This window comes from Pandoraea capi (assembly GCF_902459735.1).
GTDB lineage: Bacteria > Pseudomonadota > Gammaproteobacteria > Burkholderiales > Burkholderiaceae > Pandoraea > Pandoraea capi.
Genome location: NZ_CABPRV010000002.1, coordinates 381,255 through 404,669, shown reverse-complemented (window position 1 = coordinate 404,669; position 23,415 = coordinate 381,255). Strand labels below are relative to the sequence as shown.

The following is a 23,415-nucleotide window of genomic DNA, read 5'->3' as shown; positions in this document are numbered from 1 at the left end:
TAAATAGTTGATGCCGACGACGGGGCGTAGCTGATGTGATGAGGACACCGGAGGAGGGCATCGCGCCGGTCTGCGTGTGCTTATCGGACTGGCGGATTCATGCCACAGCGATCCGCATCGACCAGGTGAAGCGCCCCAGCACGTTCGCGTCGCGGTCGGTGACGGTGGCCTCGACACTCGTTTCGGCTTCGCCGCTGGCAACGACATCCGCTTGCCAGTAAGCATCGGGGGCTTGCCGCGCGACGGCTTCCTCCGGCTTGTCGTATCGCGGCGCATAGCGCACGGCGTTGTCTTCGACGTGGAGTTGCAGATTGCCCAGCATCGCATCGTCGGCCAGCGCGAGTTGCAACAATACGGCTTGCTCGCCGCGCATCGCGAGCGCGGTCCAGCGCATCCGGATCCGCTCGCCCGGGCGTGCGTCGATGCGCCAGGTGGCCGCGTGTGTCCCGCTGCTGCCGTCGAGTGTGTCGTGACCGGGTGACAGGCGGTAGCAGTCCGTGCCGTCGACCGAGACGGGTGAGGGCGACTGCCCGGCGGCCTTGTCCAGCAGCGTCGCCGTATCGATCACGAGCAGCACGTCGGTGATGGCGGCGCTATCGCGGGCGCCGTCTTCCCCACCGCCGTTGCCGCAATTCTGTGCGTCGGACATGAGAATTCCTTGGGCATAACCATTTGGGAGCGTCGGGGGCGCCGCCACCCGACATGCGCGAAACGACATGACGGGTCGCGGGCGGGCAGCGCGTGGCGTGAGTCAATGATTGCGAATCGTGATGAACGGATCCCACTGATAGCAACCGCAGAGGTTGCCTGCGCGATCGAGCACCATGAACTGGAAGTGGTAGGTCACGCGCCCGGTCTTGAGCGTCTCGCAGGACCAGAAGTAGTTGGAGCAGCTTTGCTTCTTCGGCTTGGTCGGATCCGGCGGATTCGGAACGGGGATCGTGACCTCGGCTTCACGCGGGGACGGCGGAGAAATCAGCTCGTTGCCCTGATTGCCCACGAACTTGTAGAAGATGCAGGACTGCTCGAAGCCCAGCGACAGCGAGCATTCGCGCCAGCGAATGACGTCCCCGACGGTGGCGGCGACATCGAGTTCGCCACCGGCCTGACCGCTCACCACATTGCCTTGCGTCACGATCATGAAGACGTGCTTGAAGTCGATGATCGGCGGATTCGTCATGCTGGTGTTCTTGCCGTAACGGTCCACGATCGTCTTGGTGTCGATGCTGACCAGCACATCGGTGATTTGCGACATGGGATTCTCCACGAAAGACTTGGTTGAATGCCGCCGACCGGGCGCGATACCGGCCCTGAGTCGAACGGTCAGGCAGCGGCCCGTCAGCCGCGAGCGGAAACGTCGCGGCGGTCGCGCACGGCGTGGCGGCCACTGCTGGTTTCACCGGTGGAGCGTAGGAAGGGAATGAGAGGCGTTCAACGACGCACGGGTGCCTACGATGAGTGACTTCGGGTCGCGAGGCCGCGGTGCGGCTGGCGTCGCGGGGACTCGCCCGAACGCTACCAATCGAAAAATTGGAGCTTCGTGACCAAATCGACCCATACAAAACGGCCCATGCGCGCGGGGCGGGCATGGGCCGGATCGTTTCTCGTGGCGACGCGCTGCGACGCGTCACCGCTCGGTAGGTGTGTCAGCCAGGCTTGCGGCTGTGTTGCAAACGTTCGAGCACGTGAATGCTCAGGCGTGCGGTGTGACTGCGCATGGCGTTGTAAGCGGCTTCGGCATCAGCGGCGAGCACGGCTTCGACGACACGCTCGTGCTCATCGAACGACACCGTGAAACGCTCTTCGACATCGGATTGCGCGGCACGGAAAGGGGCGAGCCGTTCCCGATGGCTGTCGATGAGCGCCATCAACGTCTTGTTCTGGGTGCCTGCGCTCAGTAACTGATGGAATTCGCGGTTGAGCGCCAGATAGCCTGCCTCGTCGCCAGCATCCATGCATTGCTTGCTCTGGACGTGAATCATTTCGAGCTGCTTCTTCTGCATGGCGCTCATGCGCTGCGCGCTCAGACGGCAACACAGGGCATCGAGTTCGCACATCGCTTCGAGCATGTCGGACAGATCGTCGACGCTGATGCTCGCCACGACACCGCCCTTGTGCGGCGTCAGTTCGATGAGTCCTCGCGCATTGAGCTCGCGAAGCGCTTCGCGGATCGGCGTGCGCGACGCCTTGAAACGCTCGGCCAGCACGACTTCTTCCAGCTTTTGCCCCGGCGGCAGGCTTCCGTCGATGATCTCGCCCGTCAACACCCGGCAGATTCTTGCGGCAATGGTTTCGGCCATGCTGATCTATTCGCTCCGTGGATGCGTCGTTTTGATTGGATTGTATACATGCGGATTATACGAGTATTTTTCCGCACGATGCAGTGCTGACGCCACGTGGGGCGTGGTTTGGTCGGTTTCCACAAAGATTGGGACACTTCAATGCATTCAAAAATACGTTTTTGAATGCAAATCACTGAGATAGTATACATAAGCCATCTGCCCGACATCTCGTGCAGGGCTTGTTATCTCGTTTGAGATTCGCTTGAAACTTCGCTTGAAACCTAACTGGAAGGAGACATTCACCATGGCCAAACTGCGTCACATCGCCCTTTCCGTGCCCGATCCCTGGAAGGCGGCCGAGTTCTACATGCAGGCGTTCGACTTCAAGAAAGTGGGGGAGACCGACTCGTCGCTGGCACGCGGCGTGTATCTCTCCGACGGCGTCATCAACCTTGCGCTGCTCAACTACAAGAACGACGAGGCCGCAGGCGATCGCGGCCGTGAGTACGTCGGTCTGCACCACATCGGTATCTGGGTGGAGGACGTCGAGGCCACGCGCGCGAGGATCGAAGCGGCCGGCGGCCGTTACTACATGGGCGAAGTGCCGGTGAAAAGCAACATCTTCTATGAAGTGAAGTTCTTCGATCCGAACGGCGTGATCTTCGACGTGACGGCCCACGGCTGGGGCGGCGCGTCGAAAGACGGCACACGCACGGACGACGCTCCGAAGCTGCGCCACGAAGGGCTGCAAGCCGATCGCACCGGTCTCTGATCGGGTACACCCGAACGAAGCATCCCTCGGTATTTCCCAAAACCCCGCCGGCAGCGTGACGCTGGCGGCGGCCTCGACTCGCTACGCATCGGGTATCAGGGGTAACCCGCTATAAAAAAATAGCCCGTTTGTATAAGCAAATAGCAGTAGAAATTCAATTTCTTTGATATGTATAATCGTTCGAAAGATTGTATACATACAACGGGCGGGCGGCAGACATCCCGGTAGCAGAGAAGGGAGCGCCGCAAATAAAACGAGAACTATCAGGAGACAGCATGAAGAAGCGAGTGTTGTGTGCATTGCTGCTGGGTGCAATGCAGGGCGGTGCGTATGCGCAATCTTCCGGGGGTGTGACGCTTTCGGGGTTCGTGGACCTGAATCTCGAGCAGTTGTGGGGCTCGGGCGCGAACGGCGGCAAGGTCACGAGAGTGTCCAGTGGCGGGCTGAACAACTCTCGCTTCAACTTGAGCGGTTATGAAGAACTCGGCGGCGGCAACCGCGCGTTCTTCACTTATGAGCCGATGTTCTCGGCCAACAACGGTTCGCAATCGGCGCAGGCGCGTCAGTCGTTCGTCGGTATCAAGGGACCGTGGGGGGATCTGTCGCTGGGACGTCAGTTCACGCCCTCGTACTGGATCGCCGGGTACGCTGACCCGAGCTGGGCGGCGGACTTCAGTATGGTCAACAACATGGAGTTCTTCTACGCGTCGTACCGCGTGGACAACTCCATTCAGTACAAAACGCCGTCGTGGTACGGCCTGAACGCCCGCTTCATGGCAACGACCGGTGTGGGCGACGGCACACGCTCGGGCCGCTTCTATTCGGCGGCACTCGAATACCGCAGCGGCAACATCTTCCTCGGCGCGGTCAGTGAGCTGCAATACACGCGAGACATCTACTCGTCGAGCCAGATCCGTTCATCGCGCGATAACTACTTCGCGGCGACGTACAAGTTCGGCAGCGTGGAGCCGACCCTGATCTATCACACGTACAACGGCTATTACGCCTATCCCCCGTATGTCGCCTTCAACGTGCGCGGCTGGGATATTCAGGCGGGCGTGCGGTATGCACTCACCGATCGCCATCGTTTCTACGCGAGCTTTGTCCATCGTCAGGACGACGACAACAAGGCGCTTTCGAACGCCAACGGTTTCGTCGTCGGCTACATGTACGGCCTGTCAAAGCGCACTACGCTTTACGCGACGTACGCCCGTGTCCAGCACAGCAACGACACGCTCGTTCATTACCCCGTGACGTTCCAGGTCACGCCGACCGGCTCGCAAAACCCGTCGGGCGTGCAGTTCGGGATTCGTCACGCGTTCTGACCGGACGCATTCCGGTTGCCTGCATCAAGCCGCCAGTGCCCGTGTGTCGGGTCCGACATCGGGGCGCTGGCAAGAAGACTTTTGAGACGAAGGAGGAAGACATGTTTCGCACGAAATCACTCGGTGTGTCCTTGACAGCGACGGCCGTGCTCGCCGCGCTGACGATGACGCTCGCGGCCCACGCGTCGGCACCCGAGAGTACGCCGTCCGCACAACCGGCACAGGCTGCCGAGGCACAGCCGGGTGGCACACCGGGCACGCCCAACGTCAAGGATCCGTATCTGGCGGGCTGGCTGCGTCTCACGCCGGATCGCGAACCGAAGCCGCTCAAAGCCGGCGTCGATTACGGCATGGACCCCGCGACGGGCAAGTTCATCTGGCCGAGGGCCACGCCTGAAGTTCACACGGGCCAGCGCTTTCCCGGCGAGCTGACGTCATGGGACAAGAAGAGCTATGCGAAAAACGTGAAGGTGCTGGCGTTCTACCCGGGCGTGGATTCGCCGTTCCACGCGTGGAACAACATCGCCGACTTCAACGGCAAGCGCTATCTCTACATCCATGACCGCGACTATCTGCGCATCATGGACGTGACCGATCCGGCGAACGGCAAGGTCGTGTATTCGAAAGGCGGCGTATGGGGGCCGAAGGGATCGAGCGAAAAGTTCGATGCCAACAACGTGCAGGACTATCTCGGCGGCGCCACCATCGTGTGGAACAAGAAGCTGGGCAAGCCGATCCTTGTCGCCTCGTTCGAAATCGGCCGCTACGGGCTGATGCAGGACAAGTCGAAGCAGCCTGACAAGGTCGCAGCGCAACGCAACTACAACTCGCTCAAGGGCTTCAAGGTCTTCGTGATGGACGGACCGCTGCCGTCCGACTGGAAGCTGATTGCCACGCGCACGACCGACTACAAGCATCCGGATGCTCCCGTCGGCCAGCAGCAGGGTTCCGGTTCGCTGGACTCGCCGGAGTTCTATGGCGGCAAGTACATGATTCTCTCGTCCGCACCGGACGACAGCTACGCGCTCACCGAGTACCCGAACTATCTCTACTCGCCGGGCTATCAGGTGTGGGACATGTCGGACCCGGCCAATCCGAAGTTCGTCTCGCAGATTTCGGTCCCGGGACAGATTCTCGGCAACGCCGAGCATGAGCAGGCGTATCTGCAAAACGCACGCGCGGGCAACCGTACGTCGTGGATGGGTTCGCGCATGCCGATCTTCCTGCCCAAGCCGCTGGAGCAGGGCGGCAAGGTGGGCTTCGGCGCCATGGGCGGTCTGGGGCTGTGGTCGTTCGACCTGTCGGATCCGGCGCACCCGAAGGTCGTGGGCAACGTGAACACGCCGCCCAGCTTCGCAGGCACGGAGTACGACAACGCCGACGTCAGCCAGTACGAGCGCACGGGCTATGTGCTCACCAGCGGCTATCCGATGAACCGCGACTGCTACGAGCCGTTCAAGGACATCTTCGTGGTCGATGCGCGCAATCCCGCCAGGATGAAGGTCACGACGAAGCTGCCCGAGCCGGAAATCCCGGAAGGCGCGCCGTTCACGAGCTTCTGCCAGCGTGGCGGCAATTACGGCCCGAAGCGTTCGAACTCGATCGGACAGCCGGGGACCTGGCGTCAGGGCATCGTGCCTTACTCGTACTACAACGCCGGCGTACAGATTTTCGACGTGAAGGATCCGGCGAAGCCGCGCATTGCCGGGTACTTCGTGCCGGGGTTGGCCGACGAGACGGAACTGCCGGTCTACACGCTGGGCAAGGGCGTCTTCGCGATGTACACCGAGTACGACCGCAACATCATGTGGGCCTTCACCGAGAACGGCGCCTACGCACTGTCGAGCCCCTTGCTGGGGGAGCCGGTCATGGGCGCACCGGCAAAGCCCTGGCCGGCGCGATGAGACGTGGCTGACCGGCCTTCATAGGCACTGCGTCAATGCATTACGCCAGTGCGGCACGACAGGTAATGTCGTGCCGCTGCCGCGAACGACTTCACAGGGCCTCCAAAGCGTGAAGTGTTGAAGCGGGCAACCTCCGATGGTCTCCCGGTTGCCCGCTTCTTTTTTATCCGTTCGCTTTGCGATGTCCCGTGACGCTGTTGACGGCGGCCGGTAGCGGTTTGCCAGAGAGATGGGCGCGCACGTTGGCCAGCAACAAGTCGATCTGCGCTTGCAACGCCGCCGGCGAGCGGCCGGAGATGTGCGGTGTCAGCACGACGTTCTCCAGCATGCGCAGCGCGGAAGGTACCTCCGGTTCGTTCTCGTAGACGTCGAGCGCGGCGCCTGCGATGACGCCGTCGCACAGCGCTTCGATGAGCGCCACGGTATCGACGACGCTGCCGCGCGCCACGTTCACCAGAAAGCCGTTGGCGCCGAGTTGCGCGAGCACGTCGGCATTCACGAGGTGATGCGTAGCCGGGCCGCCCGGACAGGCGAGCACGAGGAAGTCGCTGGCAGCGGCCAGCGCGTCGACATTGTCGTAGTGCTGCCATCGGCAACCGGTGCGCGGCGTACGCGTGTGATAGCCGATCGACATGCCGAAGCCTTCGGCGCGCGTTGCGATGCCTTGTCCGATGTTGCCGAGGCCGACGACGCCGAGTCGCGCAGCGTGCAGGGTCGGACGCGGCGCACGATGTCTGGCCCAGCCGCCGGCCTTCACGGCGCGATCGAGCGTCACGAGCCCGCGGGCTGCCGCGAGCATCAGCGCCAGCGCGTGATCGGCCACCGTCTCGCCGTTGGTGTTGGGGGCGTGCGCAACCGCGATCCCGCGTGCGGTGGCGGCGGCGACGTCGATGTTCTCGAAGCCCGCACCGAAGGCGCAGATGAGCTCGACGTGTGGCATGGCGTCCATTTGCGCCGCCGTGAAGCCCGTCGTGCCGTTGGTCAGCACGAGCCGCACGCCGGGCGTGATGTCGCTCGATTCGAGGCGCGTGGTGCGCACGTCGAGATCGTGCAGACGCAGTCCTGCGGCAAGCAATTGCGCCCGCGCGAGCGGTTCGAGCGGGATGAGATTGAGGAGGAGCGGAGCGTCGGTCATGGGTCTTAATCGCCTCGATGCGTTGGATTGAAAAATAAAATACAAATCAGTTGCTATGTATACATATGCTATGTATTGTGTTTCAACATAGCAATCAAAAAGACAGCCGATCGGTGAAAACGACGTCGGCTTCACGAAGGAAGACAAGGAGGAAGGTGTGAGCTGGTTTGGAATCGCAACTTATGAATCGCTGGCAACGGGCACGCTCGGGGCACGTCGTACGGCGCTGGTGCAGCACGGGCGGCTGTATGACCTGGAGGCCGTGCTGCGTCAGATGGACGTGGCGCTGGAGGACGGCCTGAGCGCGTCGCAGGATCTGACGGCGCTGCTCTCGGACTGGTACGTTCGCGGCGATGCGGTTTGCACGGCCGTGCGCCGCGCCATCGACGCCGGTGTCCCGGCCAAGGTCGGTGCGTTGGCGACCGACACGTTCCGTCTGTGCGTGCCGTACCAGCCGGGCCGCATCTTTGCCACGGCATCCAACTTCTACGAGCACGCGGCGGAGATGGGCACCAAGCTCGCGCCGCGCAGCGAAAGCTCACCGTACATGTTCATGAAGGCGGAGACGAGCGTGACCGCCACCGATACCGACGTTGTGCTGCCGCCGCATGCCGAGCGTGTCGACTGGGAAGTCGAACTGGCGGTGGTGATCGGACGTCCGGGCCGTCACGTGCCGGTGGCGCAGGCGCACGAGTGGATCGCGGGCTACACCGTCATCAACGACGTGAGCGCGCGCGACCTCAACCGTCGCACCGACTATCCGTTCACGCACGACTGGTTTCGCGGCAAGAGTTTCGATACCTTTGCTCCTCTGGGGCCGTGGTTTGTGCCGCGCGACGTCATTCGCGATCCCCAGAATCTGCGCATGACGCTGTCGGTCAACGGCGAAACGATGCAGAACGACACGACGGCGGGAATGATCTTCAACATCGCGGAGCAGATCGCCTACCTGTCCGAGATCCTGACGCTCAAGCCCGGCGACCTGATTGCCACGGGCACGCCGACCGGCGTGGGCATGGGACGCGGCGTGTACCTCAAGGCGGGTGACGTGATGGTGGCGGGGATCGAAGGCATTGGCGCCATCGAGAACCGTGTCGTGGCACAGCGCAAATAACAAAGGCCGCTCATATGGCGGCCAGGAGGAGGCAGCAATGCAGCAGTGGCAGTTGACCCGGCGCTGGTGGACGGCGCTCGTATGTGCCGGAACGCTCGGCGCTGTCGGTGCAGGTGCGATGTGGGCGACCCCCGTCGTTGCTCAAGTCGCGCAGACCGCTCAGGCCGCACCGACAAAAGTGAAGTTCAACCTCTCATGGCTGCCGCAGGGCAGTACCGGCGGCGTGATCGTCGCGATCAACAAGGGCTTTTACCGCGAGGCGGGACTCGACGTCTCGGCCATCGTCGGCCACGGTGGTCAGCGCACCGTCAATGAAGTCGATCAGGGGCTGTTCGAGTTCGGCTACGGCGATCCGATCAGCGTGATGCTCAACCGTGCGCAGGGCGGCAAGACGAAGATGGTCGGCTCGATCAACGCTGTCTGGCCGGGGGCGATCTGCTACCTCGTCAAGCCCGGGCGGACCATTGCGAAGCCGGCCGACCTGAAGGGCATGTCGATGGGCGGCGGCGGTGCGTCGCCGTTGCAGAACATCGTGCCCGCCTGGCTCAAGGCCAACGGTCTGCCGCCGACGTCGGTCAAGCTGCTGCGCCTCGATCCGTCGACCATCAATCCGTCGTTCCTGCAAGGACGTGTCGATCTGACCGAATGCTGGGAAGGCGCCAATCTGCCCGTGCTCAAGTCGCTTGCCGCGAAGCAGGGCCGTGAGATCGGTTCGTTGCGTTATCGCGATTTCGGTCTCGACATGGTCGGCAACGGCATCGTCACGACGGAAAAAATGATCGAGCAGAAGCCTGACGTGGTGCGTCGCTTCGTGCAGGCCACTTACCGCGGCTATGCGTGGATGCGCGAGCACCCGGAGGAGTCGGCTGCCGTGATCGTCTCGCAGTACCCGATGCTCGACAAGCAGGTGATGGTCGAACAGATTCGCCAGATCGGCACGCTCGAGACCGATCGCGAGACGAAGGGACCGAACTCACATAAGCCAGGCTGGCTGCCGGTGCCACGCATGGAGGCCACCGCGAAGTTCGTGCGCGATGCCTTCAACCTCGCGCCCGCGCTCAAAGCGACCGACATCTATACCAATCAGTTCGTCGAGTGACGCCCGCTGCGGTGTGAACGACGGCAATGCAAGGAGTGGAGATGACAAGCCCCAAACCCAAACTCAATCCGAAGCGTCTCGGCCATCTGGTGCTGGTCGTGCGCGATATTCAGAAGTCGGCGAAGTTCTATACCGAAGTGCTCGGTCTGACCGTCTCCGACTGGATCGACGATCAGATGGTGTTTCTGCGCGCCGGCAGCGATCACCACGATCTGGCGCTTTCGCAGATTCCCGCCAACTCGCCCGACATCGACGATTTGCCGCGTTACAGCCGCCCCGGCATGGAGCACTTCTCGTATCTGGTCGACAGCGTCGAGGAGATGGAGAAGGCCGTGGACATTCTGCGCGAGCACAACGTCGAAATCGTGCGCGGCATCGGTCGTCACGGCCCCGGCGCGAACTACTTCCTCGTGTTCAAGGATCCGGACGGCAACAACGTCGAGCTGTATTGCGAGATGACGCAGATCGACGCCGAGCATCCGTATGAGGCGAAAGTCTGGGAGCGCAACATCGAGAGCTTCGACCGGTTCCGGTTCGAGCGCTTCGTCGTGCCGCCCCCGCCGGGCATGGTCAAGGAGAAGTCGGGCGGCAAGGCGTAGGCCGTCGGCCACGCCATCGTTCAGCCGTTTAGCTGCTTGGCTGCGTGACTGGCTTCGCGTCGGTCACCGGTATTCCGGAGGAGACATTCGAATGAAACGCATCGCACAGACGATCGTGTTCTGGGGCGTATTGCTCGCCCTGTGGGAATTGGCCGTAACGTACTTCAAGGTGCAGTCGTACCTGATGCCGCCGCCGTCGGCCATCTTTCGCGCCGCATGGGAAGTGCATCCGCAGATGCTTGCCGACACATGGGTGACGACCGTCGAAGTGCTGACCGGCTTTGTTGCGGCAGTCGCGGGTGGGCTCGTGATCGGTGTGGTCATCAGCTACAGCGCCTTCGCCCGTCGCACGTTGTATCCGCTCGTTACCGCTTTGCAGAGCATGCCGAAGATCGCGCTCGCACCGCTCATGATCGTGTGGTTCGGGTATGGCTTCGCGTCGAAGCTGGCGTCGACGTTCCTGTTCGCCTTCTTCCCCGTCGTGGTCGCGACGATGGGTGGACTGGCGTCCGTCGCACGCAATCTGGATGAGCACTTCCGGGCGCTGGGCGCGAGCCCGTGGGACACCTTCTGGCGGTTGTATCTGCCGGCGGCGCTGCCCGCATTCGCCGACGGGTTGAAGATCGCCATGCCGCTCGCCGTGATCGGCGCCATCGTTGGCGAGTTCATCGGCTCGGAGGAGGGGTTGGGGCACCTGATCGTGTTCGCGTCGGCGGCGGCACGCACCGACGTCATGTTCGCAGCGATTCTCATGGTGACGTTGCTCGCCGTGGTGCTGTACTGGGGCATCGAGCGCCTGGCGCGCTTCGTCTGGTGGCGGGGAATCAACGTATGAGCGGCATTCAGCACATCAAGACGGGCAGTGTGACGTCGCTGCCGACGTCCCGCCCGACGGAGCCCGCCGCCGTTACACGTCCGGCCGAGGCCATGATCGAAGTGCGCCACGTCGACAAGACGTTCGCCGCGAAGCAACGCAAAGCCGCGCCCGTGAGGATTCTCGACGACGTATCCCTGTCCATCGCAGATCAGGAGTTCGTGTCGATTCTCGGCGCGAGCGGCTGCGGCAAGAGCACGTTGCTGCGCATCGTGGCGGGGCTCGTGCCGCACGACGGCGGCGAGGTCCGTGTGGGCGGGCAGCGCGTGTCGCGCCCGGTCCCGGAGATCGGCGTCGTCTTCCAGACGAGCAACATGCTGCCGTGGCTTACCGTACGGCAGAACCTGATGCTCGGCACCAGTCTTCGCAAGATTCCGAAGGAAAAGAGCGAGCCGCGCGTGTCTGCGCTGCTGGAAATGCTGGGGCTGGCGCAGTTCGCGGATCACCATCCGCATGAGCTGTCCGGCGGCATGCGTCAGCGTGCGTCCATCGGCCAGATCCTCGCGCTCGAACCCAAAGTGCTGCTCATGGACGAGCCGTTCGGTGCGCTCGACGCCCTCACGCGCGACAACCTGAACGTCGAACTGCTGCGCATCTGGCAGGAGCATCGCCAGACGGTACTGCTCGTCACGCACAGCATCGAGGAAGCGGTGTTTCTGTCGGACCGCGTGATCGTGATGTCGGCGCGACCGGGTAAGGTCGAGCAGGAGGTGGTCATCGACCTGCCGCGTCCGCGCTCACCGCAGACGATCAAGCAACACCCGCGCTACGCCGGTTACATCGCGCAGCTCTCGCAACTGATGGGGGTCTATTGATGGACGGGCAGACGTTCGTCGCCAGTGATGCCAGCAACGCGGGCTGGGCGTCCGCGCGTGCCCGCATGCGCGCGCTCGGGCCGCAGTGGACGCACGACATTGCCGCCGGCCGCCGTGCGGTGCTCGACACCTACACGCCGCTGCTGGCGCAGGCGTCGACCGATGGTTTCGCCGTCGAGCGCGATCTGGCCTATGGTCCGCATGCGCGGCATCGGCTCGACGTCTACTGCCCGACACGCGGCGCGGCGCAGGGACACCGTCCGGCTCCCGTCGTGGTGTTCGTGCACGGTGGTGGGTTCGTGCGAGGCGACATGAACGCGAACGCGCAGATCTACGGCAACGTACCGCGGTACTTCGCGCGTCAGGGCTGTGTCGCGGTGAACGTGGAGTATCGGCTGGCGCCCGAGGCATCGTTCCCCGGCGGTGCGCAGGATGTCGCACTGGCCATGCGCTGGTTGCGCGAGCATCTGGGCGAGCACGTGGGCGAGGGGGCAGTCGACCTGTCGCGCATGCTGCTGATCGGCCATTCGGCCGGCGGCTCGCACGTGGCGAGCTATCTGAGCGATCCGCGTGTAAGACCTATCATGCCGGAGGTGGCAGGCGCGGTACTGATCAGCGCGCGCTTGCGGGCCGACGTACTGCCTGACAATCCGAACGCGCCCGGCGTCGTGGCGTATTACGGCGACGATCCGGCGCGCTTCGAGACCGACGCCCCGATGGCGCACGTCGAAGCGATGCCGGTGCCGGTGATGACGGTCGTCGCGGAATTCGAGAATCCCCATCTCGATACGTACGCGCTGGAGTTCTGTCATCGGCTGTCGCAACGGGACGGACGCGCCTCGCGCTTCGTTCAGGTGCGCGACCATAACCACACCTCGGTCGTGGCCCATCTCGACACCGGCGACGACTCGCTGGGTCGCGAAATCCTGCAATTCCTGCACGAACTCAACCCGTCGCCCTGAGGCGGTCCGTGCCTGCCTGACCCGCTGAGCCTCGTTCACTGAGGCCCGGCGACGGCAGCACCGTACATCTCTTTCTCCCTTCCAGGAACTGTCATGGTCGATCACGAATTGACCGGGGCGTTTGCGCCCGTCGTCACGCCGTTTCATACGGATCTGACGCCGGATGCCCCCCGTTTTCTCGCGCATTGCGCATGGTTGCTGTCGCACGGCGTCGGTCTCGCACCGTTTGGTACGAACAGCGAAGCGAACTCGCTCGGACTTACCGAGCGCATGGCGTTGCTCGATCTGCTCGTCGACAACGGTCTCGACACGCGGCGCATGCTGCCCGGTACCGGTTGCTGCGCGCTGCCGGAAACCGTGGCGTTGACGCGTCATGCCGTCGAGCGCGGTTGCGCCGGCGTGCTGATGCTGCCGCCGTTCTTCTACAAAGGTCTGTCGCACGACGGGCTTTACGGCTACTACGCACGTGTGATCGAGCAAGTGGGCGACGCGCGTTTGCGGCTGTACCTGTATCACATCCCTGCGCTCTCGGGCGTGCCCATCACGCTACCGGTCATCGAACGGCTGATTCGCGACTTCCCGCAGACCGTCGTGGGCATCAAGGACAGCTCCGGCGACTGGCAGAACCTGAGTGCGATGCTCGATGCGTTCCCCGGCTTCGGCATCTTCCCGGCCTCGGAGTCGCTGGTGTCGCGAGCCTCGGCCCGGGGCGCGAAGGGCTGCATTTCGGCGACCGTCAACATCCATCCGGAGATCATCGGACGCCTGTGCCGCGAATGGGCGAGCGAGGCCGGTGCCGAGCTTCAGGCGAAAGCGGACGCCGTGCGCAGCATCGTGCAGTCGTTCCCGATGATTCCGGCGCTCAAGGCGGTGCTGGCGTCGTATCGCGACGACCCGGCGTGGGCGCAGTTGCGCCCGCCGCTCTCGCCGCTGGCAGGCGATCAGCACGAGCGGCTGCATGCGCAGTTGGCCGCTTGCGGCTTCACGTTGCCGGGTTGAAGCACGATGCGCGGCGCGTTGCGGTATCGGGGGATAGGCCGGGCGTGGCCTCATCGCGGGCACAGCACTTCGCGGGGCCCGGCACGCGCCGGGGCGCGCATGCCGGGTACGGTGCTGGCGATGGCGCTCGGCATGGGGGCCTGCGAGCTGGCGCAGGCACAAGTACAGATCTATGGGCACCTCACGCCGATGACCGACTGGGTCAGCGTGAGTGCGCGTCAGGCGCCTGCGTCGGCGGTGCGCCCGACGCAGGCGCCCTCGGGGGCGATCAACGCCGCCGAGATGAGCGGCACCCGCATGCTGTCAAGCATTTCCTACTTCGGCATGCGCGGCAAGGAGGACCTGGGCGATGGCTATGCCGCGATCTGGCAGATCGAAACACCGGTCTCCATCGACGGCAAGACGACAGGGGCCATCGGAGGGCGCAACTCGAACGTCGGACTCAAGGGGCCGTTCGGCACGGCATTTCTGGGCAACTGGGATACGCCGTATCAATGGTCGACGCTCTCCGTCGGCTCGCCGGTGCGCAATCCGTATACCGGTGACCTGAGCACGATTCTGAGCAATCCGGGCTTCAACGTGCCGAACACGACCACGCAGTCGGGGCGTGTCAACAATGCGGCCGATGCCACGTTCAACCGCCGTCAGGGCAACGCGCTCCAGTACTGGACACCGGAGTGGGCGGGGCTGCAATTGCGGTTCTCGTACTCGCTTTCCAACGGCCGGGTGACGACGCCCGCAGGTGAAATTTCGCCGCAGGTCTTCGGCGCCGGACTGGAGTACGTGAACGGCCCGCTGCGCTTTCGCTATGCCTATGAGCTTCACAAAGACTACTTCGGCCTGGCATGGCTGGGGGCACCGGCGAGCGCCAATCCGTCCAACGCCGGATCGAAGGCCACGGGCTCGACCGACGACGCCCACAAGGTGCTCATCGTCTTCACGTACGCGCACACGAAGTGGGTCGCGGGCTGGGACCGGTTGACGTATCGCACCGACGACGGCACCGCCGGCAATCTCAATCGTTACCGTCGCGACGCCTTCTACGCGATGGTTCAGCACTTCTTCGGCGGGGGGCGGCACTCCGTCTGGCTCGGCGGCGGTGTCGCGACGAACGGCGCGTGCTCGCGCGTGGGCGGGTCTACCTGCAACACCGACGATCTGGGCGCGACGCAACTCAATCTCGGCTACCGCTACGACTTTTCCCGACGGACTGACGTGTACGTCGCCTACTACCAGGTCATCAACCGGACGTGGGGCAGCTACGGCTTTTCCCCGCGTCCGAATTTCGGCGCTAACGGTGGAAGTGCGCCGCCAGGAGTGCATTACCGGGGCATCGGTGTCGGTATCGAGCACACCTTCTGATCCGCCATGCCTCATTAATTTTCCATCCCCCTGATTCACGAGATTCACAGGAGACGATCTTGAGTACGACACAACCGGGCTTCGACAGCATTGTTGAGCGAGAAAAAGGACTGCACCGCGGCTTGAGCAGCGGGCAGTTATCGATGATTGCGATTGGCGGGGCCATCGGCACGGGCCTCTTTCTGGGCAGCGCGTTTGCCATTGGCTTCGCCGGGCCGAGTGTGCTGTTGAGCTATGCCATCGGCGGTGCCATCGCGCTGTTGCTGATGGGGTGCCTGGCGGAGATGACGGTCGCGCATCCCACGTCGGGATCGTTTGGCGCTTACGCCGAGCATTACATCGGGCCGCTGGCCGGGTTTCTGGTGCGCTACGGCTACTGGTCGTCGATCGTATTTGCCGTCGGCACCGAGGTTACGGCCATTGCCGTCTACATGAAATACTGGTTTCCGGCCGTGCCGGGCTGGTACTGGATCGTTGGCTTCTCGGCGGGCCTGATAGCGATCAACGCGGCCAGCGTCAAGGTGTTCGGTGCGGTCGAATATGCGTTTTCGATGCTCAAGATCGTGGCCATCGTCGGGTTCCTGATCCTCGGCGCGTACATCGTCTTCCGTGCGCCTGAGGGGAGCAGTATCGGGTTGGCGAATTACACGTCGCATGGCGGGTTCTTCCCGAAAGGGGCGTGGGGCATGTGGGTGGCCGTGATCGTGTCGATCTTCAGCTACCTGAGCATTGAGATGATCGCCGTGGCGGCGGGGGAAGCGCAGGATCCGCAACGCGCGATCACCCGTGCGTTTCGCGCGACGATGTTCCGGCTAGTGTTCTTCTATCTGCTGACACTGGCATTGACGCTGGCGATCGTGCCGTGGAGCGCGGCCGGGGAAGACGGCAGTCCGTTCGTCAAGGTGATGGCGGCCACGCATATCCCGGGGGCGGCCGGCGTCATCAACCTGGTGATTCTGGTCGCCGCGCTCTCTGCGATGAACAGTCAGTTGTACATCACCACCCGCATGATGTTCTCGCTCTCACGTGCGGGGTATGCGCCGCGCCGCTTTGGCGAGGTCAGCCGCAATGGGGTGCCTGTCGCCGCGCTGATGCTCTCGAGCATCGGCATTGCGCTCGCGGTCGCGCTCAATGTGATGGCGCCGCAAGCGTCGTTCACGCTGATGATGTCCGTGTCGATGTTCGGTGCGATGTTCACGTGGCTGATGATCTTCGTCACGCATCTGTACTTCCGCCGGGCGCACGACGCGAAGTCGCTGGGTTTTCGCATGTGGGGCTATCCGTACGCCAGTCTGGCGGGGGCGCTGCTGATGCTGGCGACACTCGTCACGACCTATTTCACCGACGAGTTCCGCATGACGCTGATCTACGGCGTGCCGTTCGTGGTGGCGTTATCGGTCGTGTACGCGCTCTGGTACCGCCAACGTGATGGTGGTGCGGCCGTGCAGGCCCGGGGGCAGGGGAGCTGACGCGCTGGGGCGATTTGTAGGATCGCGCTGGGCTGACGAAAGCGGCGCGATCTTCGGGGTTCGCGAGACAACTCGCCCCCGTGACGCCATGAGGCGGTCGCGGGGGCGAACGGGTCCCGTCGTGCTTACTTTGCGGCCGCCTTGAGGCGCGTCGGGTCGACTTCGAGCGAGGTGCGCTTGCGCACGGCGTCGAGCGCCGCATCGTCGTCGGCCGTTTGACTGGCCGAGGGCTTTGTCGCACGGGCGGCGTCGTTCTGCATGATCGACTGGAGCAGCGTCAGCAGATCGCTGCTGCTCGATGCGGACACCGGCGTCGTGACGTCGCTCACGAGTTTCGCCATCTCATAGCGCTGCACCTGCGTCGTCTGACTGGCCGAGCGGTTCGCTTGCGCGTAGGCAAGCAGGCCGTTGCGGTACCCCACATCCACGGCGCTCCTGGCCGTGTCCTCGACCTTCACGTACTCATAGTTCTGCGACTTCGGATCACTGGTCAGATTCAGCGGCACGCCGGCCCACAGCGAACGGTGATAGCTCGCGCTCAGCGTCGCCTGCGTCTGCTGCCCGATGGTGCGATTGAGCATGTCGGTGCCGCCGATCTGCGTGCTTTGCGAGATCTGATAGTTAAACGAATCGATCTCGGACGGCCGCATCGGATTCGGCGACTTCGGCGTCTGCGAAATCGAGGCGTTGAAGTCTGCCAGCCCGCTCAGCACGGACTTGTCGGCGTTGTTCAGCGGGATGCGCGGCAACGCGGCGGCCGGCGGGTAGTTGCTGTTCAGGCCCGTGAACGCGGCTTTGAACATGCTCATGAGCGAGGCGTCGCCGTTACCCCGGCTCTGTGCGGTATCGAAACGGTCGAGCCATGCGGCGAGCGCGGCTTTCTGGGCAGTCGGGCTGCCGATGGCCTGGAGATTCTTCAGGTCGACGTTGACGTCGAACTTGCCGCTCGGGCCGTCGACGTGCATCGACCGCAGCGATGCGTCGGCGTGGAACGTGATGGTCTGTGGCGTGCCGGTATTCGCGCCGAGCGTGGCGGAGAGATCCACGGACCTCAGGACCGACGTATCGAAGCCGGTCAGCCCGCTGAAGTCGATGACCGGCGGTTGCTTCGCGAGACCGTTGACGGCGCTCTGGAACGCATCGCCGAGTTTGCCGAGTTGGTCGCGTTCGGCATCGGTAAGCGTGCCCTTCGTCACCTCGAACTCGACCGATAGTCCGTCATCGCTGCTGCCTAGCTTCACGGTGACCTGCGCGCCGCTGGCCGTGGTGATCGACAGCGCGAACTGGTTGTCGGCGCCGCCTTGGAGCTTCGATTGCTGCACCGCGAGATCGGCATCGGTTGCCGGGGCGGCCGACGTCGAGCGAAAAACGCTTTGCGAGAACGACGTCGCGCCCTTGGCGATCGCGGAGAGCAGCGTCGAACCGAGCTGGTCGATCCGATTGCCGAGCGAAGTCGTCGACATGTTACCGGACATCAGGAGCGAGATGGCGTCCGACGGCACTTGCTGCCAGTTCAGCACGGCACCGTTGGCGACGGGCTGAGCGTACGTCGGCCAGTTGGCGACGGGCGGTGCCTGCGTAAGCGTGACGCGAGTCGAGTCGACGGTGCCGGTCACTGCGCCAGTCGCAGGCACGTTGCCGGTACCGGTGGCATTCGCGGTGTTCGAGGCGTTAGCCGCACGCGAGGCAATGTCGCCGGTCGTGAGCGCGAGGAGGTTCGTGGCTGTGTTGATAGACGTCATCGGGGGGGGCGTGTCGTCGGTTGTCCTTGTAAGCCCCGGTAAGGAAAGTGGGGCGATCAACAGCATTAACGACCTTCAGACGCCAATATTTAGGGCGGCTCCTCATTTTCAGCGGGGGCGGCCCGATTCCGGTGTTGGCAAACCTTCAAGCCATCCCGGCCGCGGGACTTGCCCCCGAGGGGCGTTGCATGGCATTATGAAACATCAAAAGTTACGAATTATGCCGATCCATCCTCGGGAGTTGAGCCATGCAACGAGACACCATCGCGATGTTCGACCAGCACGCCGCCACGTACGACCAGACGTGGCGCGCCATGGCGCCCCTGCGCGACGCGATGCAACTGGTGCTCGACAATGTCTTCGCGCCGTTGCCGGCCGATGCGCACGTACTCAGCGTCGGTGCCGGCACGGGGGCAGAGATTCTCTACCTCGCCGAGCGTCATCCGGACTGGCGTTTCACGGCGGTGGAACCGTCCGGGCCGATGCTGGACGTCTTTCGGGCCAAGGCCGAGGCGCAGGGGATTGCGTCGCGCTGTCGCTTCCATGAGGGATTTCTCGATTCGCTGCCGGAGAGCGCACCGTTCGATGCCGCGACGTCGATTCTCGTCTCCCAGTTCGTGACGGACCCGGCCGAGCGCCGCGCCTTTTTCCGGGAAATTGCCGGGCGGCTGCGCCCCGGTGGCTATCTCGCGAGCGCGGATCTGGCGTGCGACATGACGTCCGTCGCCGGAAGCCGCTTGCTTGAGGTATGGTTCGAGATGATGTCGGTGGCGCCGGAGGCCCGTGAGCGTGCGCAAGGCATCTACGGCTCTCAGGTGGCGGTGGTGCCGCCCGTGGCGATGGACGACATCCTCCGCGAAGGCGGTTTCGACTTGCCCGTGCGTTTCTTCCAGACTGGTCTGATCCACGCCTGGTTTGCGCGTCAGGCGCTCGACGTTCGAGGGGGTGACCAGAATCAGCGATGAAAGGAAACAATGAGAAGCGATAGCCGACTGTCTCGAATGCTGCACGTGCTGCTGCACATGGCGCGGCACGATGCGCCGTTCACCTCCGAGCAACTGGCGCAGATGCTGAGAACGAACCCGGTGGTGGTCCGCAGGACGATGGCTGGCCTGCGCGACGCTGGCTACGTGCGTTCTGACAAGGGCCACGGCGGCGGCTGGACGATCGCGTGCGATCTGCGTCAGGTCACGTTGCTCGACATTCACCGCGCTGTCGGCGGGCCGAACATCTTCGCCATCGGTGTGGAAAGCGACAACCCGGAATGTGCCGTCGAGCGCGCGGTGAATGCGGCGCTCGACGGCGCGTTGCGCGAAGCCGAAGCCATCCTGATCGCCCGGCTCGGCGCGATCTCGCTGGCCGATCTCGCCCAGAATTTTGACGCGCTATGCGCGCAGCATGAAGCTGCGGCAAGCTGACGGGCGTTCAGCGTGAAGACGGGAATCGCCTTTTTCCGGCGATTCCCGGCGATTCCCGTGATCCTGGTTCCCGCTGTCTCTCGTTACGGCTGCGGCGCGGCCAACTGCGCCTTGATAGCCCCTTCCGTCTTGTCGTAATCGCCTTCGCCGAAGTGCGTGTAGACGATCTTGCCGGACTTGTCGACGAGGTAGAACGCCGGCCAGTACAGGTTGTCGTAAGCCTTCCACGTGGCGTAGCGGTTGTCCTGTGCGACCGGATAGGTAATGCCGAAACGACGGATCGCGGCTTGCACGTTCTTCGTATCACGCTCGTAGGCATACTCCGGCGTGTGCACGCCGACCACGACCAATCCCTGATCCTTGTACTTCTCGTGCCATTGCTTCACGTACGGCAGCGTATGGATGCAGTTGATGCACGAGTACGTCCAGAAGTCGACCAGCACGACCTTGCCGCGCAGTTGCTGCATGGTGAGCGGCTGACTGTTGAGCCAGTTATCGATGCCGGTGAATTCAGGGGCGGTTCCGCCCGCGAGGGGACGCGCCTGCGATGGGGCGCAAGCGGCGAGACCCGTGAGGGCGAGGGCGACGAAGGCGCTTCTGAGCATGGTCAACATGGCAGTTTTCTCCTGGGCTGTGTAATGAGTTAGTTGGGTGAATCGGGCTACGTGGGTTCAGGTGAGCCGGTAGCCGTATTTCACTGCCCGGGCGTATCTGTCATGTGTGCAAAAAGCCGCATTTCGGCAATGTCGTGTATCGGAGCCGGGTCCAGATACACAGTGATACAAACGGGCGAAACGATTAGGCTATAAAGCGGTCATCGACCGCGCCGCCGGTGCGGACCCACCTGGAGTTGATCCATGTCGTCCCCAATATCGTCCCCCATGTCGTCCCAGCAGCCGTCTGAGGTGTTTCAGGGTTCCTGCCACTGCGGGGCCGTCCGTTTTGAGGTCGTCACGCCCATCGAGCCGGCCGCCCGCTGCAATTGCAGCCTGTGCCGCCGCAAGGGCGCGCTCATGACGCCCGCCTTTCCCGAAGCCAGTCTGCGGATCCTTTCAGGCGCGGAAGACCTGACTTGCTATCAGTTCAATACACGGGTGGCGAAGCATTACTTCTGCAAGCATTGCGGCATCTACCCGTTCCATGCCTCGCGCACCATGCCCGGCATGTGGCGCGCGAACATCGGTTGTCTGGAAGGTGTCGACCCCTACGCGCTGGAGGCTTCGGTGGCCGACGGGCAGAAGCTCTCCGTCGTGGGGGACGCATGAAACGCCTGCTCAGCGTGCTGGCATTTCTGGCGGGCGGCCTGAGCGTGGAGGCCGTGCACCCGTTGCAGTGCGATCTCGCCCCGGCGAGCCGCCGCGTGCTGCCCGAAACGGAGCGTGCCCGGCGTCGCAAGGATCCCCCCTTGTCCGGGGATGGCAAGGGCCGTATGCCGCAACGCGCGTCGCTATAATCGTCCGCATGGAAAAAATCGATCATGTGCTGATCGTCGACGACGATCGTGGGATTCGGGAATTGCTCGCCGAGTATCTCGAGAAAAACGGCATGCGCGTGAGCACGGCGGCCAACGGACGCGAGATGCGTGCCGTGCTGGCCGACGGCGCCCCCGACCTCATCGTGCTCGACCTGATGCTGCCCGGCGACGACGGCCTCGTGCTGTGCCGCGAGCTTCGGGCGGGCAAGTTCAAGGCGGTGCCGGTGCTCATGCTGACCGCGCGCAGCGAAGAAACCGACCGGATCGTCGGGCTGGAGATGGGGGCCGACGACTACCTCGCCAAGCCCTTTGCCGTGCGCGAGTTGCTGGCGCGTATCAAATCGGTATTGCGCCGCACGCGCATGTTGCCGCCGGGGATGCAGATCACCGAGACGGCCGAAGTACTCGCATTCGGCGACTGGCAGCTCGACACCACGGCCCGTCATCTGCTCGACACCGATGGCACACAGGTGGCGCTCAGCGGTGCGGAGTACAGGCTGCTGCGCGTACTGCTCGATCATCCACAACGCGTGCTTACGCGCGACCAGTTGCTCAACCTCACGCAGGGCAGGCAGGCCGACGCCTTCGATCGGTCCATCGACCTGCTCATCAGCCGTTTGCGCCAGCGCCTGGGCGATGGCGCGCGTGAGCCTCGTTATATCAAGACGTTGCGCAACGAAGGCTATGTATTTTGCGCAGCGGTCACCGTGGTCTCCGCTCCCGAATGACAACCCCTTCGCCGCCGGTCCCGGCGCCCGGCACCCTGAACTGGCATTGGCCGCGCTCGTTGTTTGCACGGCTCGCGCTCATCCTCTTCATCGGCCTCGCACTCTCGCAGACGCTCTCGTTCTGGCTCACCATGACCGAGCGCAACCGGGTGACGTCAAACATGATGAGCGTCTACATCGAGAGCGAGGTGGCGAGTTCGGTCGCGTTGCTCGACCACCTGCCGGCGGCCGAACGGGCGCAGTGGCTGCCGCGTCTGGCGCGGCGCAGCTACCGCTTCGAACTCGGCACGGGCGTGCCCGGCGGCAAGCCCGATGAAGGCGCAGCGATGCAGGTGGCGCGCGTGATCGAGGAATCCATCGGGGTGTCGTATCCGGTGACGGTCGATAGCGTGCCGGGCGACACCGACCGTCTTCAGGCGCATTTGCGACTGAGTGACGGATCGCCGCTCACCATCGACGTGTTTCCCACGCCGAATCTGCCGCTGTCCGGCTGGTTGCCCGCCATGCTCGGCCTGCAACTGGTGCTGATCGCGGCGTGCTGCTGGCTGGCGGTGCGATTGGCGACGCGTCCGCTGAACGCGCTCGCGAAAGCGGCCGATGCGCTGGGACCGGATTTGCGCGCTGAGCGTTTGAAGGAAGACGGACCGTCTGAAGTCGCGCGCGCGGCACGTGCGTTCAACGCGATGCAGGAGCGTATCAGCGGTTACATGACCGAGCGCATGCAGATCCTTGCGGCCATCTCCCACGATTTGCAGACGCCGATTACCCGCATGCGGCTGCGCGTCGACACGATGGACGACGAGACGGCGGCGGTGCGTCTGCAACAGGATCTGAAGGAGATGGAGTCGCTCGTCAAGGAAGGCGTGACCTATGCGCGAACCTTGCACGGTGCGTCGGAAGCGCCGCGCAAGGTCGACCTCGACGCGTTGCTCGACAGCCTCGTGTGCGATTACGTGGACGCCGGCTCTCCGGTCACGCTGGAAGGGCAGATCGGTCACCCGATCGTGACGCGTCCACAGGCCTTGCGCCGCATTGTGGGTAACCTCGTCGATAACGCGCTCAAGTACGGCAACGTTGCGCATCTCGTGGTGACTCAGCGCACCGATGGCATTGACGTGATCGTGGCGGATCGCGGCCCGGGGATTCCCGAAGACATGCTGGAAGGGGTCTTTGCACCGTTCGTACGACTGGAGACGTCGCGCAACCGTCACACGGGCGGCACGGGCCTGGGGCTGGCGATTGCGCGGCAACTGGCGCAGGCGATGGATGCCACGCTGACGTTGCGCAATCGCGAGGGCGGCGGCCTGGAAGCACGGCTTTCGCTCAAGGCTTAATCGACGAG

Annotated in this window: 24 protein-coding genes; 18 read left to right on the top strand and 6 right to left on the bottom strand. The window is 63.6% G+C overall.

All coding sequences use genetic code 11. The annotated features are described in order from the left end of the window. Positions 1-97 precede the first annotated feature (97 nt). From PCA20602_RS05255 to PCA20602_RS05245, 3 genes are all read right to left on the bottom strand, one after another. Positions 98-649 (bottom strand): AidA/PixA family protein, encoded by a 552-nt coding sequence (locus PCA20602_RS05255; RefSeq protein WP_174980819.1) that lies wholly within the window; start codon positions 647-649, stop codon positions 98-100. A gap of 102 nt (positions 650-751) precedes the next feature. Continuing rightward, a complete protein-coding gene (locus PCA20602_RS05250; RefSeq protein WP_069342426.1) occupies positions 752-1,255 on the bottom strand; it encodes an inclusion body family protein in 504 nt (167 codons plus the stop codon). 391 nt (positions 1,256-1,646) lie between these two features. Further along, a complete protein-coding gene (locus PCA20602_RS05245; protein ID WP_069342427.1) occupies positions 1,647-2,300 on the bottom strand; it encodes a GntR family transcriptional regulator in 654 nt (217 codons plus the stop codon). Positions 2,301-2,586: 286 nt separating this feature from the next. On the opposite strand from PCA20602_RS05245, the gene PCA20602_RS05240 reads away from it, so the two are divergent. From PCA20602_RS05240 to PCA20602_RS05230, 3 genes are all read left to right on the top strand, one after another. Continuing rightward, on the top strand, positions 2,587-3,054 hold the full coding sequence (locus PCA20602_RS05240) for a VOC family protein (RefSeq protein ID WP_150720285.1): 468 nt from the start codon (positions 2,587-2,589) through the stop codon (positions 3,052-3,054). A 275-nt stretch (positions 3,055-3,329) separates the two neighbouring features. After that, positions 3,330-4,379 carry a porin gene (locus tag PCA20602_RS05235; protein WP_150720284.1) on the top strand — a complete coding sequence of 350 codons (1,050 nt, stop codon included), beginning with the start codon at positions 3,330-3,332 and terminating at the stop codon, positions 4,377-4,379. A gap of 101 nt (positions 4,380-4,480) precedes the next feature. Next, positions 4,481-6,283 (top strand): LVIVD repeat-containing protein, encoded by a 1,803-nt coding sequence (locus tag PCA20602_RS05230; RefSeq protein WP_150720283.1) that lies wholly within the window; start codon positions 4,481-4,483, stop codon positions 6,281-6,283. 163 nt (positions 6,284-6,446) lie between these two features. Here the strand turns inward: PCA20602_RS05230 and PCA20602_RS05225 are convergent, their stop codons facing one another. Then, positions 6,447-7,418: a 2-hydroxyacid dehydrogenase gene (locus tag PCA20602_RS05225; RefSeq protein ID WP_150720282.1), complete on the bottom strand. Its 972-nt coding sequence runs from the start codon at positions 7,416-7,418 to the stop codon at positions 6,447-6,449. Positions 7,419-7,575: 157 nt separating this feature from the next. Here PCA20602_RS05225 and PCA20602_RS05220 point away from each other — a divergent pair, with 157 nt between their 5' ends. The 9 genes from PCA20602_RS05220 to PCA20602_RS05180 all read left to right on the top strand — a co-directional run bounded on the left by PCA20602_RS05220 (position 7,576) and on the right by PCA20602_RS05180 (position 16,711). Further along, positions 7,576-8,532, top strand: coding sequence for a fumarylacetoacetate hydrolase family protein (locus PCA20602_RS05220; protein ID WP_150720281.1), 957 nt, complete (start codon positions 7,576-7,578; stop codon positions 8,530-8,532). Positions 8,533-8,569: 37 nt separating this feature from the next. Further along, the gene (locus tag PCA20602_RS05215; protein WP_150720280.1) at positions 8,570-9,631 is read left to right on the top strand and encodes an ABC transporter substrate-binding protein; all 1,062 of its coding nucleotides are present in this window, start codon (positions 8,570-8,572) and stop codon (positions 9,629-9,631) included. Between the two features lie 41 nt (positions 9,632-9,672). Further along, positions 9,673-10,230: a VOC family protein gene (locus PCA20602_RS05210; protein ID WP_069342434.1), complete on the top strand. Its 558-nt coding sequence runs from the start codon at positions 9,673-9,675 to the stop codon at positions 10,228-10,230. 91 nt (positions 10,231-10,321) lie between these two features. Next, positions 10,322-11,065, top strand: a complete 744-nt coding sequence (locus PCA20602_RS05205; protein ID WP_069342435.1) for an ABC transporter permease — start codon at positions 10,322-10,324, stop codon at positions 11,063-11,065. Then, positions 11,062-11,919 (top strand): ABC transporter ATP-binding protein, encoded by an 858-nt coding sequence (locus PCA20602_RS05200; protein ID WP_150720279.1) that lies wholly within the window; start codon positions 11,062-11,064, stop codon positions 11,917-11,919. The genes PCA20602_RS05205 and PCA20602_RS05200 overlap by 4 nt, the downstream gene beginning before the upstream one ends. Next, complete coding sequence (locus PCA20602_RS05195) at positions 11,919-12,881, top strand: alpha/beta hydrolase (protein ID WP_150720278.1); 963 nt, start codon at positions 11,919-11,921, stop codon at positions 12,879-12,881. Before PCA20602_RS05200 ends, PCA20602_RS05195 begins: the two co-directional genes overlap by 1 nt. 93 nt (positions 12,882-12,974) lie before the next feature. Next, the gene (locus PCA20602_RS05190; protein ID WP_150720277.1) at positions 12,975-13,880 is read left to right on the top strand and encodes a dihydrodipicolinate synthase family protein; all 906 of its coding nucleotides are present in this window, start codon (positions 12,975-12,977) and stop codon (positions 13,878-13,880) included. 99 nt (positions 13,881-13,979) lie between these two features. Next, the gene (locus tag PCA20602_RS05185; RefSeq protein ID WP_174980817.1) at positions 13,980-15,242 is read left to right on the top strand and encodes a porin; all 1,263 of its coding nucleotides are present in this window, start codon (positions 13,980-13,982) and stop codon (positions 15,240-15,242) included. A 59-nt stretch (positions 15,243-15,301) separates the two neighbouring features. Further along, positions 15,302-16,711, top strand: coding sequence for an amino acid permease (locus tag PCA20602_RS05180; protein ID WP_150720275.1), 1,410 nt, complete (start codon positions 15,302-15,304; stop codon positions 16,709-16,711). Between the two features lie 125 nt (positions 16,712-16,836). Here the strand turns inward: PCA20602_RS05180 and PCA20602_RS05175 are convergent, their stop codons facing one another. After that, positions 16,837-18,453 (bottom strand): hypothetical protein, encoded by a 1,617-nt coding sequence (locus tag PCA20602_RS05175; protein WP_150720274.1) that lies wholly within the window; start codon positions 18,451-18,453, stop codon positions 16,837-16,839. A gap of 248 nt (positions 18,454-18,701) precedes the next feature. On the opposite strand from PCA20602_RS05175, the gene PCA20602_RS05170 reads away from it, so the two are divergent. Together PCA20602_RS05170 and PCA20602_RS05165 are read left to right on the top strand one after the other, a co-directional pair. Further along, on the top strand, positions 18,702-19,418 hold the full coding sequence (locus PCA20602_RS05170) for a class I SAM-dependent methyltransferase (protein WP_150720273.1): 717 nt from the start codon (positions 18,702-18,704) through the stop codon (positions 19,416-19,418). A 9-nt stretch (positions 19,419-19,427) separates the two neighbouring features. After that, positions 19,428-19,871 (top strand): Rrf2 family transcriptional regulator, encoded by a 444-nt coding sequence (locus tag PCA20602_RS05165; RefSeq protein ID WP_069342964.1) that lies wholly within the window; start codon positions 19,428-19,430, stop codon positions 19,869-19,871. 83 nt (positions 19,872-19,954) lie between these two features. On the opposite strand, the gene PCA20602_RS05160 is transcribed toward PCA20602_RS05165, so the two are convergent. Further along, a complete protein-coding gene (locus tag PCA20602_RS05160; protein WP_150720272.1) occupies positions 19,955-20,485 on the bottom strand; it encodes a thioredoxin family protein in 531 nt (176 codons plus the stop codon). A gap of 267 nt (positions 20,486-20,752) precedes the next feature. Between PCA20602_RS05160 and PCA20602_RS05155 the strand changes: the two genes are divergently transcribed. Genes PCA20602_RS05155 through PCA20602_RS05140 form a run of 4 tightly spaced genes read left to right on the top strand, consistent with a single transcriptional unit; the run spans position 20,753 to position 23,407 of the window. Further along, positions 20,753-21,136, top strand: a complete 384-nt coding sequence (locus tag PCA20602_RS05155; protein ID WP_150720562.1) for a GFA family protein — start codon at positions 20,753-20,755, stop codon at positions 21,134-21,136. Next, positions 21,133-21,324, top strand: a complete 192-nt coding sequence (locus PCA20602_RS05150; protein WP_150720271.1) for a hypothetical protein — start codon at positions 21,133-21,135, stop codon at positions 21,322-21,324. Before PCA20602_RS05155 ends, PCA20602_RS05150 begins: the two co-directional genes overlap by 4 nt. An 8-nt stretch (positions 21,325-21,332) precedes the next feature. Beyond that, entirely contained in the window at positions 21,333-22,073 is a 741-nt protein-coding gene (locus PCA20602_RS05145; RefSeq protein WP_069342960.1) for a response regulator, read from the top strand. Further along, complete coding sequence (locus PCA20602_RS05140) at positions 22,070-23,407, top strand: ATP-binding protein (protein WP_150720270.1); 1,338 nt, start codon at positions 22,070-22,072, stop codon at positions 23,405-23,407. The genes PCA20602_RS05145 and PCA20602_RS05140 overlap by 4 nt, the downstream gene beginning before the upstream one ends. Positions 23,408-23,415: the final 8 nt, after the last annotated feature.